Source organism: Marivivens niveibacter (assembly GCF_002150005.2).
Taxonomy (GTDB): Bacteria; Pseudomonadota; Alphaproteobacteria; order Rhodobacterales; family Rhodobacteraceae; genus Marivivens; species Marivivens niveibacter.
Map to the genome: position 1 here is coordinate 512,000 of NZ_MSPP01000001.1, position 13,913 is coordinate 525,912.

Here is a 13,913-nt window from a genome sequence, read left to right on the forward strand (position 1 = left end):
AACGTTAAAAAAAGCGCCCCGAAATTCGGGGCGCTTTTCGTTTCGGTAGGTGGCGGGCACTGCCCGCCAAATCCAAATTAGTTTTTCGCTTTGTCGACCATTTTGCCTTTGGAGATCCAAGGCATCATTTCGCGCAGTTTTGCACCGGTCTCTTCGATCATGTGCTCGTCGTTTGCACGACGCGACGCTTTGATGGTTGGCTGACCAACAGCGTTTTCCAGCATGAAGTCACGAACGAATTTGCCCTGCTGGATGTCTTCCAGAACGGCTTTCATTGCTGCTTTGGTCTGCTCGTATGGCAGGATGCGTGGGCCGGTGACGTACTGACCGTATTCAGCAGTGTTCGAGATCGAGTAGTCCATGGTTGCGATGCCGCCTTCGTAGATCAGGTCTACGATCAGCTTCACTTCGTGCAGACATTCGAAGTAGGCCATTTCTGGTGCGTAGCCAGCTTCGACCAGAGTTTCGAAACCACAACGGATCAGTTCAACCAGACCGCCGCACAGAACAGCTTGTTCGCCGAACAGGTCGGTTTCGCATTCTTCGCGGAAGTTGGTTTCGATGATGCCCGAACGACCGCCGCCGATAGCGGAGCAGTAGGATTTACCGATTTCCAGCGCTTTGCCGGTTGCGTCCTGGTGAACTGCGACCAAGCAAGGAACGCCGCCGCCTTTGGTGTATTCGCCGCGAACGGTGTGACCTGGGCCTTTTGGCGCCATCATGATCACGTCAACGCCTGCTGGCGCTTCGATTAGACCAAAGTGAACGTTCAGACCGTGAGCGAAAGCGATCGCTGCGCCTTCTTTCAGGTTGTCTTTGACGTATTTGTTGTAGGTGTCAGCCTGCAGTTCGTCTGGCATGGTGAACATGATCACGTCACACCATGCAGCTGCTTCTGCGATACCCATTACTTGCAGGCCTTCGCCTTCAGCTTTTTTCGCCGATGGGGAACCTTCGCGAAGAGCGATAACAACGTTTTTCGCACCCGAGTCACGCAGGTTCAGTGCGTGTGCGTGGCCTTGCGAACCATAGCCCAGAATCGCGACTTTCATTTCCTTGATCAGGTTTACGTCGCAGTCTTGATCGTAATAAACGCGCATTTTGGCGGTCCTTACTGTTAGCGTTTCAATTGGGCGCAGAATAAGGAAATGGGCATGCAATGGCGATGGTTGTTTCGTTATTTTTTGCGATATTTTCGGGATAGTTATTCTCTCGATAATAAATTATTGTGTTTTTTATGCTTGATGATGTTGATCGACGAATATTGCGCCTAATGCAGGCTGATCCTGAAATGCCTTTGCCAGATTTGGCAGAAGCGTGCGGACTGACGGTTGGCCGCCTGACCCGCAGGATCGAAAAGCTGCGCGAAGCAGGCATTCTAATGGGGCAAGAGGCGATCATCGACTGGACCGCGCTAGGGTTCGCTGTCGCGGTGTCTTTGCGTTGCACGTTAGATAAAACCGTCCCGCGTGCGTTCGATGATTTCATGGACGCCGCCCGACAGGTTCCCGAAGTCATCGAGATCCAAACATTTTTAGGCCGCGTGGACGTTCGTTTGCACATCGTGGCGCGGGATTTGGCGCATTGGCAGGCAATCTATCGTGATCGGGTTCTTACGTTGCCACATATTGCCGAACTTGAATCATTGCTGACAATCGCCACCCTCAAACGCGAAGAAGTACTGCCTGTATGATTGATCTGGATGATATTGACCGTGATATCCTGCGGGCCATGCAAAAGGATGCTACGCAATCCGCCAGTCAGTTGGGGCGACGTTTTGGGATGTCTCAGCCCGCAATGTGGCGTCGTATCAAAAGGTTGCAGGACGCTGGCGTGATTGCTGGGCGACGCGTGGTTTTGGACAAAGACAAACTGGGATTTGGCGTCACCGTTTTTCTGGGCGTAAAACTCGCCGCGAAAGGGCGCGTGAGCCTAGAGGATTTTGAACGGGCAGTATCAGCAATCCGCGAGGTTCAGACCGTCGAACATGTGTTGGGACTGTACGACTATCGTTTGCGTGTGGTCGCAACGGATATTGCAGATTTCGAACGGGTGTTGCGGCGGCGCATTATGACGCTGCCCGGTGTTGGCAACGTCGAAGCGAACGTTTTGTTGACCGAAGAACGGTTGCCCGGCCCGTTATAACATATTCGTAAGTTGTAATGTTTATGGCCTCTGCTATGGTCCGCCAAAGTGTTGGAGGTCCCATGAAATTTGCCGTATTTGCCGCTATTCTATCCATTGCTACGCCTTCTTTTGCGCAGATGCATGGACATGAAGTAGATGAAAACGGCAATCTGATTCACGACATGCGAGGTATGCCCGGCCTACAGGGACGGAACGCTGAACCGCACGAAAGTGAAGAGCTGGCGATCATGTTCAACAAATTCAACACGCTGTCGCGCACCGTTGAAAATCTGCCCAACGGTATTCGAACCCTGACGACCAGTTCCGACCGCGAGGTGATGGATGCGCTGGTGAGTCATGTCGTTGGAATGATCGGTCGCGTTGAGGCCAAAGACGACCCGCAGATTTTCATCCAAAGCCCGACCTTGGACATCTTTTTCGAACGGTCAGAAAAGATCGAAACGACCATTGATGTGACGGATGAAGGCATCGTCGTGGTGCAGACCACTGACGACCCCGAACTGATCGAAGCGATGCACATTCATGCCGCCGAAGTATCTGACATGGCCGCGCGTGGTATGCAGGCTGTCCACGAACAGATGATGGGACGGATGCACTAGGCGCTATCGCGCGCCTAGACCCATTTCCATCAATGCTTTGCGCACGGGTTTGACCGAATATAGCGTTTCAACCGCCTTGGCCCTAAGATCGCGGACGCCTTGCGCACCAGCAATGGATGCGCGGTTCAATGCATCTACGCCTCGGACACGTAGCGCGATTTCGGAATGACGGCGGCGTTGGTATTCATCCAGCATTTTCGGACTGCCGATGTTTTCTGGATCTGCCTTTGCCAATTCCAATAGGCAGGTCATATCGCCCATCGACATGTTTAACCCTTGGGCGCCAATGGGTGGGACGACATGCGCGGCCTCTGCCACCAGCGCCGTGCGCTGCGCGGTCAGGCGGTCAGCGATTTGGGAAATAATGGGCCACGCTTGGCGTTTGCTACACAGCGTCAATTCGCCATAAACCCCAGCGGATCGAGTTGTTACGGCAGTGTTGAATTCGGCCTCTGGCATATCGCGAATATCCAACGCGGTCGGGCCATGTTCCATCCACACGACAGCAGACCGTGGTTTTCCATCCAGATCTGGCAATGGCACTAATGTGAACGGGCCGCCAGAACGGTGAACTTCGGTCGAAATATTGTTGTGGGGCTGGTCATGCGTTACGGCAAATACAACTGCCTTTTGTCCGTAGCGCGTTGTTTTGACATCGATGCCAGCGGCTTGTCGGACTGCAGAATTTCGCCCATCGGCACCGATCACCAATTTACAGCGAGCTTGGGTGCCGTCGGACAGCATGACGATCGCTTCGCCAGTGCGGGTGGTCATTGATTTGAAACCAACCCCAGCGCGGAAATCGACGTTAGGCAATTCCGTCAGCCGCGCGACCATTTCGCGCCGTAGCAGCCAGTTCGGTAAGTTCCAACCAAAGGGCAGATCCGAAATGTCAGAGGCGTCGAAATCTTTGATAACTCGGGGTTCTGGTTCAACGCCGCCGGCATCAACGATCCGCATCACCTGTAGCGCAGCGGCGTGGTCTGTCAAACGGTCCCAAATGCTAGCATCTGCCAGAAATTGTTGTGACCCTTGGAAAAAGGCTGTGGTGCGGTGGTCGGTGCCATCGCTGTTCACATCTGTGACAGGCGGCGTTGGATCCACGCATAGCACCGAAAATCCGGCCGTTCCAAAGGCAGCAGCGCAGGACAAACCTGCAACGCCGCCACCTGCGATCACTACGTCTGGGGTAATTCTTTCCATACGCCAGACATAGGCCTGTCTGCAGGCTTGGGAAAGGGTGGTCAGACGACCTGCGACAGAAAATCCGTCAAGTCATCGGTGTGATGATGAATATGGGGGGCAGGGTCGGGGTTGGGGCCGACCAGTACAGTGCGCATACCCAGCGCATGTGGCACCGACAGGTTGCGAACGTCATCTTCGAAAAACGCCCCTTTTTCGGGGGCCACACCGTCTAATGCAAAGACAGCCTCAAACGCGGCTTGATCCGGTTTGGGGCGGTATCCCGCATGTTCCACGCCATACACTGCGTCGAACACATCCGACAGACCGCGTGCCTTTAACACTTGATGCGCATAGGGTCGCGTGCCGTTGGTGTAGACGATTTTTCGGCCAGGTAGGGCCGCGATGTTCGCGGCTAAATCTGGCGCTGTCTGTAGATGTGAAAAGTCGATTTGGTGAACTTGTTCTAGAAACGGGTCGGGGTCGATGAAATGTTCCCGCATCAACCCGTTCAGGGTGGTGCCGTATATTTTCCAGTATTTCCGACGCAGTTCGTCCGCAGCGTTAGGTTCCATGCCCAGATGATCGCAAATGTATTGGGTCATTTTGATTTCGATCTGCGCAAATAATGCGGAATCTGGCGGATATAATGTGTGATCCAGATCGAAAACCCAGACGCGAACATGTGAAAAAGATGCAGCAACCATAGTTATTTGGTAGATACAGAATGACGCAAGCGCAACTGTTTGGGTTGATTGTTGCGCACACCCGAGTAGGGTGTGGCGATTAATTTGATGAAGATAGACATGCTAGATCCGAAATCCCCGCAAAAAGACGCCTATCAACTGATCCTAGAGGCCATTGATAGTCACATCTACAAACCAGGCGATCGTCTGGTGGAAAGCGACCTAGCGGATCGTTTTGGCATGTCGCGCACTCCTATCCGCGAGGCGCTGCAACGTCTGGAAACCCAGAGCCTGTTGACCCGTGATGGACGTTCTTTGATCGTCGCATCGCTGGATCATACGCAAATGGCGGAACTATATGTCGTGCGCGGAGAGCTAGAAGGCTTAGCCGCCCGATTGGCCGCACGCCACGCCACGCCCGAAGAGGTCCGCGTTTTGCGGGATATGGTCGAGGCGGATCGCAGTCTATTGGGTGATCCAGCGGCTCTGGCGCGGGCGAACAAACGGTTCCATAAACAAATCCATCTAGCCTCTCATAACCGGTTCTTGGTGCAGCAGTTGGATCTGGTGCACCGTTCGATGGCGCTATTGGCAACAACGTCATTGGCGGCTGATGGTCGTGGGGATGACGCGTTGGCGGAACACGACGCCATCGTACGCGCAATCGAAGAAGGCAATGGTGACGCCGCTGACAAGGCATTGCGCGATCACATTTCAAAGGCCTTTGTGACCCGCCTGAAACTGGATGCCGTGGCCGACGAGGCCTAGTGTTTATCAAAAATACCGTGGCTGGTTTTATCCCAGTAAAATGGGCTGTGTAGCAGTTCCCATAACCCTTTGTACGCGGCCAGCGAGGCAAGGGGGAAATAGAATTGCAATGTCGGTATCCAGACCGCCAGCCATCTGCGATCGGCCGCATTGATACCCCGCCATGCCGCAAAGATATTCACCGCCTCACACCCAATAAATATTAACGCAAGGGCGGTAATCGCGGCATCTGGTAGGACGGAAGAGACAGGGTGCCAAATACCAAACGGGATCAGCCAAAGTGACCACAGCAAAGGCGCCGTCACAAATTGGCACAAGGCGCCCAAAAACTGCACCTGAAGCCCCAGAAATTTTCGTAGCCCAAGGTCGCGCAATAACTGGCTAGGCCGCCGCATGTGAACGCCATAGGTTATGGCATATCCCTTTAACCAGCGGGATCGTTGTTTAACCCATGGCCATGGACGGCAATTGGCTTCTTCGTATGTCGTGGTGCGCACGATGCGGGTTTCAAACCCCGCACGGGCCAACCGGATGCCTAGATCAGCATCTTCTGTGACGTTATGGGCATCCCAGCCGCCCAACGTTTCCAAAATGTGCTTGCGGAAAAATAGCGTTGTTCCGCCCAAGGGGATAACGAGCCCGAGCCGTTCTAAACCGGGCAAAATGACCCGAAACCACGTTGCATATTCCATCGTGAAACAGCGCGACATCCAGTTGGTGCGCGCGTTGTAGAAATCTAATCGCCCTTGTAGGCAGGCAACCCGGCTGCTGCATTGTGCGAAAGTGGAGACGACCCGTTTTATCTGGTCGGTTTCTGGGGCATCTTCGGCGTCGTAGATGCCAATGATCGACCCGCGCGCAAAATTTAGGCCATAGTTCATGGCTCTTGGCTTTGTTTTTAGCGCGCCATGTGGAACGACGATTGCCCGCATGAACCGCGGCAAGTTGGCGGATTTGAGGGCCAGCCGCGTCATGTGATCGTCTTCTTCCAACAGCAGGCAAACATCCAACAATTCGGGCGGGTAATCCAATGCGGAGACCCGATCAATCAACCGCGTTGCGATTTCGCTTTCGCGGTACATCGGCAGCATAATGGTCACGATTGGCAGTTTTTCGGGTAACTTTATCGGGGCCGACGGCAGGTAATCTGGTGGTTTTCCTAGTAATGTCAGCGCCTTTAATGCGGTATTTACGCATGTCCAAAAAATGGGAAAGGCGATAACCGCAAATGTCGTCCAAACCGGCCAGATCATCAGTAGGATTGCAATAAGAACCGCACACATGCCCACGATTAATCCAGCGCGCCGCGTATTCCAATCGCGGCAACTTTGATCCGCTGACACTTTAGTTTCGGCGGCAAGGCGCAATTCTGTGACGCCGTTCGCGCAAAGTGCCCGTTCGATATCTGCTAACGGGCAAATGGTCATGCGGACGGGTCCGAAGATTTCGGTCAAATCGGGAAGGTGTTTGTCAAATTCTTCGGGTTTGGCGGTGAGTACGACGACTTCGCCCGAAACCCGACGCCATGGCATAATCCCGCGGGTAAGGCAGTTTAGAACCCCAAACTCTGATAACAACCGCAGGTCGGGCGGCGTATTTTTCAGATCAATACGGTCTGATTGATAAAGCGTGGACTGAATATCGGTAAAGACCGATGGGGGAACAGACAGACTGCGGCGCAGGGCAGTGGGCACATGGTCGCCGCACCTATTTGCACGATGTTCGATGTCGCAAATGCGGGTTGCCGATCCAAAACCGCGACGCAAAAGTTCCCGCCCCAATGCGGTTGTTGGTCCTGCCTGTTTTGCGGACTTAATCGTTGTCCAATCGACGTGCTGCAAAAGAAAACTCCCAACCCTTGCGGATCAGGAGTTTCGGTAACTTTAGTTAAAACCGCGTTAACGGTTAGGCTTTGCGAGCTTCCATTGCTTCGGCAAAGCGTTCAAACAGATAGAAGCTGTCTTGTGGGCCTGGCGATGCTTCTGGGTGGTATTGAACCGAGAAGACAGGGCGGTCAGCCACGCGGATACCACAGTTCGAACCGTCAAACAGGGACACGTGAGTTTCCACAACGTTTTCAGGCAGCGATTGGCTGTCCACGGTAAAGCCGTGGTTCATCGACGTGATTTCAACCTTGCCCGTATCGTGGTCTTTGACAGGGTGGTTTGCGCCGTGGTGGCCGTGGTTCATTTTCACAGTGCTTGCGCCCAGTGCCAGTGCCAGCATTTGGTGGCCCAGACAGATCCCGAATACAGGCAGGTCGGTGGTTTCCAGAACCTGTTTGATCATCGGAACCGCGTATTCGCCCGTCGCGGCCGGGTCGCCAGGACCGTTCGACAGGAACACGCCGTCAGGATTATGTGCCAGAACTTCTTCGGCGGTGGCGGTTGCTGGCAGAACGGTGACGTCACAGCCAGCCGATGCCAGACAACGCAGGATGTTGCGTTTCGCGCCGAAATCGACGGCGACAACCTTGTGTTTCGGCGCAAGGTTCGGCGCATAGCCATCAGGCCAAGCCCAACGCATTTCGTTCCATTTGTACGATTGTGCGCAGGTGACCTCTTTGGCTAGGTCCAAACCAACCAGACCTTTGAAACCGCGTGCCGCAGCAACCAGTTCTTCAGCGTCAAAGTTGCCTTCTGGATCAAAAGCCAATGCAACGTGCGGCGCGCCTTGCTGGCGGATTGCGCGGGTCAGGCGGCGGGTGTCGATACCACCGATACCGATGCGGCCCTTGCTTTCCAGCCACGCAGTCAGTTCTTCGGTCGCGCGCCAGTTGGATGGTTCGGTCGGATCCCATTTGACGACCATACCTGCCGAAACTGGATCGTTGGTTTCATCGTCTTCGGCGGTGACGCCGGTGTTCCCAATGTGCGGGAAGGTAAAGGTCACGATCTGGCCCGCATAGGACGGGTCGGTCATGATTTCCTGATAGCCTGTCATCGCCGTGTTAAAGCAAAGTTCGGCGGTGGTCATACCGGGGGCGCCAAAGCCCTTGCCGTAAAACAGCGTGCCGTCAGCCAAAGCAAGACAAGCGGTCGGTTTTTCGTTGGTTCCGTGCGGCATGACAGCGACTCCCCTAATGGCCAAATTGATGCGGTATTAGGCAGGTCACGACATAGGGTCAAGGCGTAACCTGACAATGGTTTGTGAAGGTTGCCCCTAAAGTGATCTAAGGGTAAAGCTGAGCACTGTTATCGTTCGCAACCGGATGGGGATATCATGCGCGACCGGCTGAATACGGCCTTGAAAGAGGCTATGAAAGCAAAAGACGCGGGGCGTTTGTCGACCCTTCGTCTGATTAACGCTGCGATCAAAGACCGCGAAATTGCGGCTCGCGGCGAAGGTGATGAGACCGATATCACCAACGACGAAATTCTGGCGATCTTGGGCAAGATGGTCAAACAGCGCCAAGAAAGCGCCCGCCAATACGAAGAGGCTGGCCGTCTGGAGCTGGCTGAAAAAGAACGCGCTGAAATCAAAGTGATCGAAGATTTCTTGCCGCGTCAGTTGGATGATGACGAAGTGTCGGCTGCGATCGACGCTGCGATCACCGAAGTTGGCGCAGAATCGATCCGCGACATGGGCAAGGTCATGGGCGCGCTGAAAGCCAAATACACAGGCCAAATGGATTTCGGCGCAGTAGGCCCGATCGTGAAATCCAAGTTGGGTTAAACATTTTGGCTCGTCCGTTTCAACGGGCGGGCCGTTTCGTTTAGTTTGATCGCGGACTATGAAACGCGATGTTCAATTCACTAAACAGTTGCTGGCGTTCTTCGGCGGATAGAAAACTGCCTATCTCGACCTCGCGCACCGACTTTCCTTTTAGCGTTAGATAATGCGGTACAGGACCGCCTGTGTCGTGCTGCGTCACGCGCACCCAATAGGGATTCGCGGTCCACGTTTGCACCGGCTTTTTATGCGATGCGCGGGTGAGGATGACCTCTTCGTCCCAGATGCGCAGAATCTCCAGAATATCACCATCACGATAGCTCCGCTGTAGGGCGGCCCAAATCGCCCAAGTCACCAGTAGGATAAACGGCAGTAGCCCCCATAAAACCGGAGTGCCTAAAACGGCGCTAATCGGAAATAGGAACATAATCGCCGTGATGCCAATAAACCGGACAAAACCGGTTTTGGGCAAACTACGGTATGGCCAAAGATGCAGTTCGGCGCGGGGCGGCGTATCGCCGTCAGCGGGTTCTATCCATTCATAAGGCATGTGTGTCGTCTGATCTGTTCGCTGGATTGCAATCTAGCGGCAGGGCAGGGCGCGACAAGGTACAGGACGTCGCACTATCCCAAAGAAAAACCCCGGCGCAGTGGCCGGGGTTTTCGTTATTTTAGTGAGCTGGTTGTTTGTCCCAGTCTTCGCGCTTTGGCAGCTGTTCGAACGTATGTTCTGGCGGTGGCGAAGGCAGTGTCCATTCCAGCGTGTCAGCGAATTCGCCCCATGGGTTCGGACGGGTTTCGCGGCGACCAGCCAGCAGAGTGTATGCCAACACACCGATGAAGAATACGAACGAGGCAAATGCTAGGAACGCACCGTAGGACGATACTTTGTTCCACAGAGCGAATGCGTCTGGGTATTCGATGTAGCGACGTGGCATGCCCTGACGACCCAAGAAGTGCTGTGGGAAGAAGGTCAGGTTCGCGCCGATGAACATCATCCAGAAGTGCAGTTTTGCAGCCCATTCAGGTGCAGCGCGGCCCGAGAATTTTGGCAGGTAGAAGTAGATACCAGCAAAAATCGCGAACACAGCACCCAGCGACATCACGTAGTGGAAGTGAGCAACCACATAGTAGGTGTCGTGGTAAGCGCGGTCGACTGCAGCTTGCGACAGAACGATACCGGTTACACCACCAACGGTGAAGAGGAACAAGAAGCCGAAAGCCCAAACCATTGGCGATTTGAATTCAACCGAACCGCCCCACATGGTCGCGATCCAAGAGAAGATTTTAACGCCAGTTGGAACCGCGATGACCATCGTTGCCAGCATGAAGTAGGACTGCTGGGTCAGCGACATACCAACGGTGTACATGTGGTGTGCCCAAACAACAAAGCCCAGAACACCGATTGCAACCATTGCGTAGACCATTGGCAGGTAACCAAAGATCGGCTTTTTCGAGAAGGTCGAAATGATGTGGCTGATGATGCCGAAGCCAGGAATGATGATGATGTACACTTCTGGGTGGCCGAAGAACCACAGGATGTGCTGATACAGGATTGGGTCACCACCGCCAGCAGGCTGGAAGAACGAGGTGCCAAAGTTACGGTCCATCAGCAGCATGGTGATTGCGCCAGCCAGAACAGGCAGCGACAGAAGGATCAGCCATGCGGTTACAAACACCGACCATGCGAACAGTGGTACTTTGTGCAGGGTCATGCCCGGCGTACGCATGTTCAGGAAGGTTGTGATGATGTTGATCGCACCCAGAATGGACGATGCACCCGATACGTGGACAGCAAAGATTGCCAAGTCCATCGAGTAGCCGCCCTCGGAGGTGGACAGAGGTGGGTAAAGAACCCAGCCAACACCCGAACCCAGCTGACCGTTACCGCCTGGTGCCAGCAGCGATGCAACACCCAGTGCAACACCAGCAACATACATCCAGAACGACAGGTTGTTCATACGTGGGAACGACATGTCAGGAGCGCCGATCTGCAGTGGCATCAGGTAGTTACCAAAACCACCGAACAGTGCAGGGATAACCACGAAGAACATCATCAGAACACCGTGGTAGGTGATCATTACGTTCCACAGGTGGCCGTTTGGCGTACATGGTGCCGAAGGATCGGCAATGAAACGTGCGCCTTCTAGGCACATGTATTGTACACCTGGATCCATCAGCTCTAGGCGCATGTACACGGTAAATGCGACAGAGATGAAACCTACGATACCTGCAACGAACAGGTACATGATCCCGATGTCTTTGTGGTTGGTGGACATGAACCAACGGGTGAAGAACCCCCGGTTGTCTTCGTGTTCATGGCCATGGATGGCTGCATCTGCCATTTGGCTCTCCCATTATTTGAATTCCACAAACGGGGCCGAGTCAGACTCGTCCCGCAGCTTTGGTGGTGGTTCTAGTGCCAAACCGCCCTATCGGCAATATCCGAAAGGCCTAATGTTATGGGGTATTTTGGCGCACCCCATCCAACGGGGAGACAATGACGAAGCGCGCCTAAGGCCTTGTTTGTCCTAAAAATCGGGGGCTTACTTTGAGATAGGTCAAATACCGCGCCGAAATTTAGAAAAATGTAGGCGCGGCAATATGACCAAAGTCCTATTCGCAATAGGGCGTCACTACCCGATCGAAGGTAGATTTGAGTGCAACATCAACGTCTTCCATTGTCACAGGCAGGCCCAAATCAACCAAAGACGTCACGCCGTGCCCTGAAATCCCGCAGGGGACGATTCCGCCGAAATGGGACAGGTCGGGTTCTACGTTGATCGACAGGCCGTGAAAGCTCACCCATTTTTTCAGGCGAATGCCGAGCGCCGCGATTTTGTCTTCGCGGACAGATCCGTCAAATAGCAACGGTTTTTCGGGGCGGGGCACCCAAACACCCACGCGTCCATCACGGATTTCGCCGTGAACGTTAAATTCTGCGAGTGCGGCGATCACCCATTGTTCCATGTCGCGCACAAAACAGCGCACATCGCGGCCGCGTTTGCCAACGTCCAGCATCACATAGGCTACACGTTGCCCCGGACCGTGATAAGTATACTGTCCGCCGCGTTTTGATTGGTAGACAGGGAACCGATCCGGTTCCAACAGGTCCGCCACCTTTGCAGAGGTGCCAGCCGTATACAAAGGCGGATGTTCGACCAACCAAATCGCCTCTTCTGCGGTGCCATCATGAATGGCGGCTGCGCGCGCTTCCATGAAATCAACGGCGTCTTGATAATCGGTCAGACCCGTCGAGGTGATCCATTCAACCATATCTTACGCGGGCAGTAGCCCGGCCTCTTTGATCGTGGGGATGTAGCTGCGGCTGACAGGAATATCCGTGCCGTGGGTCATCGTTAATATGGCGCGATCACCTTTGCGCTCGGCGCGCGTCACGGCACGTATCGCGACCCAATGTGATCGATGCACCTGAAGCCCGTCTGTATCGCCGGTTTCGCGGATCGCATCGGACAGGCGCATCAGCACGACAGCTTCCCCTTTTTCTGTTCGTATGCGGACATAATGATCTTCGACCGAAATTGCGACTAGGGGCGCACGTTTTTCCAATTCGATGCGATCTAGGATAGGTATGCCTCGCGATACCTCGGGGGGCGGCTGGTCATCAGATTGGGCGAAATGCAAACTGACATGGGTGATCGTCGCGGTCACCACCGCTGATATTGTAAACATTGACAGCGCAGTGGGAATAAAGGTGTCGGCTGTGACCCATGGCCCAAAGACGGCATGGTTCAGGCCGAAAATGAAACAGGTTAATGCGGCAGCAACGATACAGGCCAGCTGTATGGTCTTTGCTATCGACATATCGGATGGAGTTTTGGGGCCGATGATGGTGCGCGACAATAAAAAACCGATGCTATAGCCGCCAAAGGTCACAAACGCCCAATATCCCAACCGTGGCAAAAACCGCATGACCGAAGCCGTGTCGAACGGACCTGATATGGTCAGCACGATTGTGACACCAATCAAAGCATAAATCGTAATTGGCTTTGAAAATTGGCGCCGCCATTCACGTAGCGCGAAATGCGATCGGGCGTTGGTCACGAATGCCTCGGTGTGGTTTGCGTATCAATGGTTGAGCCATCAATACCCGTCAGGCACGAAAATTTCCAGATCGACATTGTTTAGGCGAAAGGGAAATTACCATGACGTTGCAGCCATTTATCGACGCAGGGTGGGTCATTCAAATTCACGCGGTCAGCGCAACGATTGCGCTGGTGCTTGGGCCGCTTGCGATTTATCGGCGCAAACGCGATCAGGTGCATAAGGTCGCGGGCTATATCTGGGTCGTCGCAATGGCGCTGACGGCGATGTCGTCATTTTGGATTCATGATTTTGCAATCGTCTGGATCCTTAGCCCTATCCATGGGCTGGCGGTGCTGGCGCTATGGTCGTTGTTTGTTGGGATGCGTCATATTTTTCAGGGTAGGGTAGCCCAACACCGCGCTGTTTTCCGTAGTTTATATTGGAATGGCGCCTTGGTCGCGGGGCTCTTTAATTTCCTGCCGGGGCGCGTGGTGAACCGCATCTTTTTCGACGATTATCGTACGGCTGGTGTCTATGTGATTTTGATCGGCGCGACGCTCTTGGGCCTACGTTTGGTGCGGCAATTAGAGCAGCGAAAATCGATGCTACCGGCTCAGAGTTAGGTCTTGTCTAGGTCAGGGTCTTCGGTTAGAGACCACCCACCATGTCAGGGCGTGCGGTCGTGGCGGAATGGTAGACGCGCAGCGTTGAGGTCGCTGTGGGGTAACACCCGTGGAAGTTCGAGTCTTCTCGACCGCACCAATTTTCCAAGAAATCCCTGCGTATTACGCAAAAGACAATGCCGATCGTA

Annotated in this window: 15 protein-coding genes and 1 tRNA gene; 7 read left to right on the forward strand and 9 right to left on the reverse strand. The window is 54.1% G+C overall.

The features are described from left to right. Positions 1 to 77: 77 nt before the first annotated feature. Positions 78 to 1,130 carry a ketol-acid reductoisomerase gene (gene ilvC / locus BVC71_RS02590; RefSeq protein WP_276267622.1) on the reverse strand — a complete coding sequence of 351 codons (1,053 nt, stop codon included), beginning with the start codon at positions 1,128 to 1,130 and terminating at the stop codon, positions 78 to 80. A gap of 107 nt (positions 1,131 to 1,237) precedes the next feature. Here ilvC and BVC71_RS02595 point away from each other — a divergent pair, with 107 nt between their 5' ends. The 3 genes from BVC71_RS02595 (at position 1,238) to BVC71_RS02605 (ending at position 2,747) form a co-directional block, all read left to right on the forward strand. Further along, on the forward strand, positions 1,238 to 1,693 hold the full coding sequence (locus BVC71_RS02595; protein WP_086450651.1) for an Lrp/AsnC family transcriptional regulator: 456 nt from the start codon (positions 1,238 to 1,240) through the stop codon (positions 1,691 to 1,693). After that, positions 1,690 to 2,145 (forward strand): Lrp/AsnC family transcriptional regulator, encoded by a 456-nt coding sequence (locus BVC71_RS02600; protein WP_086450066.1) that lies wholly within the window; start codon positions 1,690 to 1,692, stop codon positions 2,143 to 2,145. Before BVC71_RS02595 ends, BVC71_RS02600 begins: the two co-directional genes overlap by 4 nt. A 62-nt stretch (positions 2,146 to 2,207) precedes the next feature. Further along, positions 2,208 to 2,747, forward strand: coding sequence for a hypothetical protein (locus BVC71_RS02605; RefSeq protein ID WP_240516759.1), 540 nt, complete (start codon positions 2,208 to 2,210; stop codon positions 2,745 to 2,747). A 3-nt stretch (positions 2,748 to 2,750) separates the two neighbouring features. Here BVC71_RS02605 and BVC71_RS02610 read toward each other — a convergent pair whose 3' ends face one another. Then, on the reverse strand, positions 2,751 to 3,950 hold the full coding sequence (locus BVC71_RS02610; protein ID WP_086450067.1) for a UbiH/UbiF family hydroxylase: 1,200 nt from the start codon (positions 3,948 to 3,950) through the stop codon (positions 2,751 to 2,753). A gap of 41 nt (positions 3,951 to 3,991) precedes the next feature. Continuing rightward, positions 3,992 to 4,636, reverse strand: a complete 645-nt coding sequence (locus BVC71_RS02615) for a pyrimidine 5'-nucleotidase (protein ID WP_086450068.1) — start codon at positions 4,634 to 4,636, stop codon at positions 3,992 to 3,994. Positions 4,637 to 4,735: 99 nt separating this feature from the next. Between BVC71_RS02615 and BVC71_RS02620 the strand changes: the two genes are divergently transcribed. Further along, on the forward strand, positions 4,736 to 5,383 hold the full coding sequence (locus tag BVC71_RS02620; protein WP_086450069.1) for a GntR family transcriptional regulator: 648 nt from the start codon (positions 4,736 to 4,738) through the stop codon (positions 5,381 to 5,383). On the opposite strand, the gene BVC71_RS02625 is transcribed toward BVC71_RS02620, so the two are convergent. Both BVC71_RS02625 and carA read right to left on the reverse strand, forming a co-directional pair. Beyond that, positions 5,380 to 7,224, reverse strand: coding sequence for a glycosyltransferase (locus BVC71_RS02625; protein WP_086450070.1), 1,845 nt, complete (start codon positions 7,222 to 7,224; stop codon positions 5,380 to 5,382). The two genes, BVC71_RS02620 and BVC71_RS02625, sit on opposite strands and share 4 nt — an antisense overlap. A 64-nt stretch (positions 7,225 to 7,288) precedes the next feature. Continuing rightward, a complete protein-coding gene (carA, locus tag BVC71_RS02630; RefSeq protein ID WP_086450071.1) occupies positions 7,289 to 8,449 on the reverse strand; it encodes a glutamine-hydrolyzing carbamoyl-phosphate synthase small subunit in 1,161 nt (386 codons plus the stop codon). 156 nt (positions 8,450 to 8,605) lie between these two features. Here carA and BVC71_RS02635 point away from each other — a divergent pair, with 156 nt between their 5' ends. After that, the gene (locus BVC71_RS02635; RefSeq protein ID WP_086450072.1) at positions 8,606 to 9,058 is read left to right on the forward strand and encodes a GatB/YqeY domain-containing protein; all 453 of its coding nucleotides are present in this window, start codon (positions 8,606 to 8,608) and stop codon (positions 9,056 to 9,058) included. 40 nt (positions 9,059 to 9,098) lie between these two features. On the opposite strand, the gene BVC71_RS02640 is transcribed toward BVC71_RS02635, so the two are convergent. The 4 genes from BVC71_RS02640 to BVC71_RS02655 form a co-directional block, all read right to left on the reverse strand. Next, positions 9,099 to 9,605: a DUF2244 domain-containing protein gene (locus BVC71_RS02640; protein ID WP_086450073.1), complete on the reverse strand. Its 507-nt coding sequence runs from the start codon at positions 9,603 to 9,605 to the stop codon at positions 9,099 to 9,101. Positions 9,606 to 9,726: 121 nt separating this feature from the next. After that, the gene (locus BVC71_RS02645; RefSeq protein WP_086450074.1) at positions 9,727 to 11,400 is read right to left on the reverse strand and encodes a cytochrome c oxidase subunit I; all 1,674 of its coding nucleotides are present in this window, start codon (positions 11,398 to 11,400) and stop codon (positions 9,727 to 9,729) included. Positions 11,401 to 11,671: 271 nt separating this feature from the next. Beyond that, positions 11,672 to 12,331, reverse strand: a complete 660-nt coding sequence (lipB, locus tag BVC71_RS02650; protein WP_086450075.1) for a lipoyl(octanoyl) transferase LipB — start codon at positions 12,329 to 12,331, stop codon at positions 11,672 to 11,674. 3 nt (positions 12,332 to 12,334) lie between these two features. Then, positions 12,335 to 13,120, reverse strand: a complete 786-nt coding sequence (locus BVC71_RS02655; protein ID WP_086450076.1) for a LytTR family DNA-binding domain-containing protein — start codon at positions 13,118 to 13,120, stop codon at positions 12,335 to 12,337. Between the two features lie 101 nt (positions 13,121 to 13,221). On the opposite strand from BVC71_RS02655, the gene BVC71_RS02660 reads away from it, so the two are divergent. Beyond that, positions 13,222 to 13,725 (forward strand): DUF2306 domain-containing protein, encoded by a 504-nt coding sequence (locus BVC71_RS02660; RefSeq protein WP_086450077.1) that lies wholly within the window; start codon positions 13,222 to 13,224, stop codon positions 13,723 to 13,725. A gap of 53 nt (positions 13,726 to 13,778) precedes the next feature. After that, a tRNA-Leu gene (locus BVC71_RS02665) sits at positions 13,779 to 13,864 on the forward strand. Positions 13,865 to 13,913: the final 49 nt, after the last annotated feature.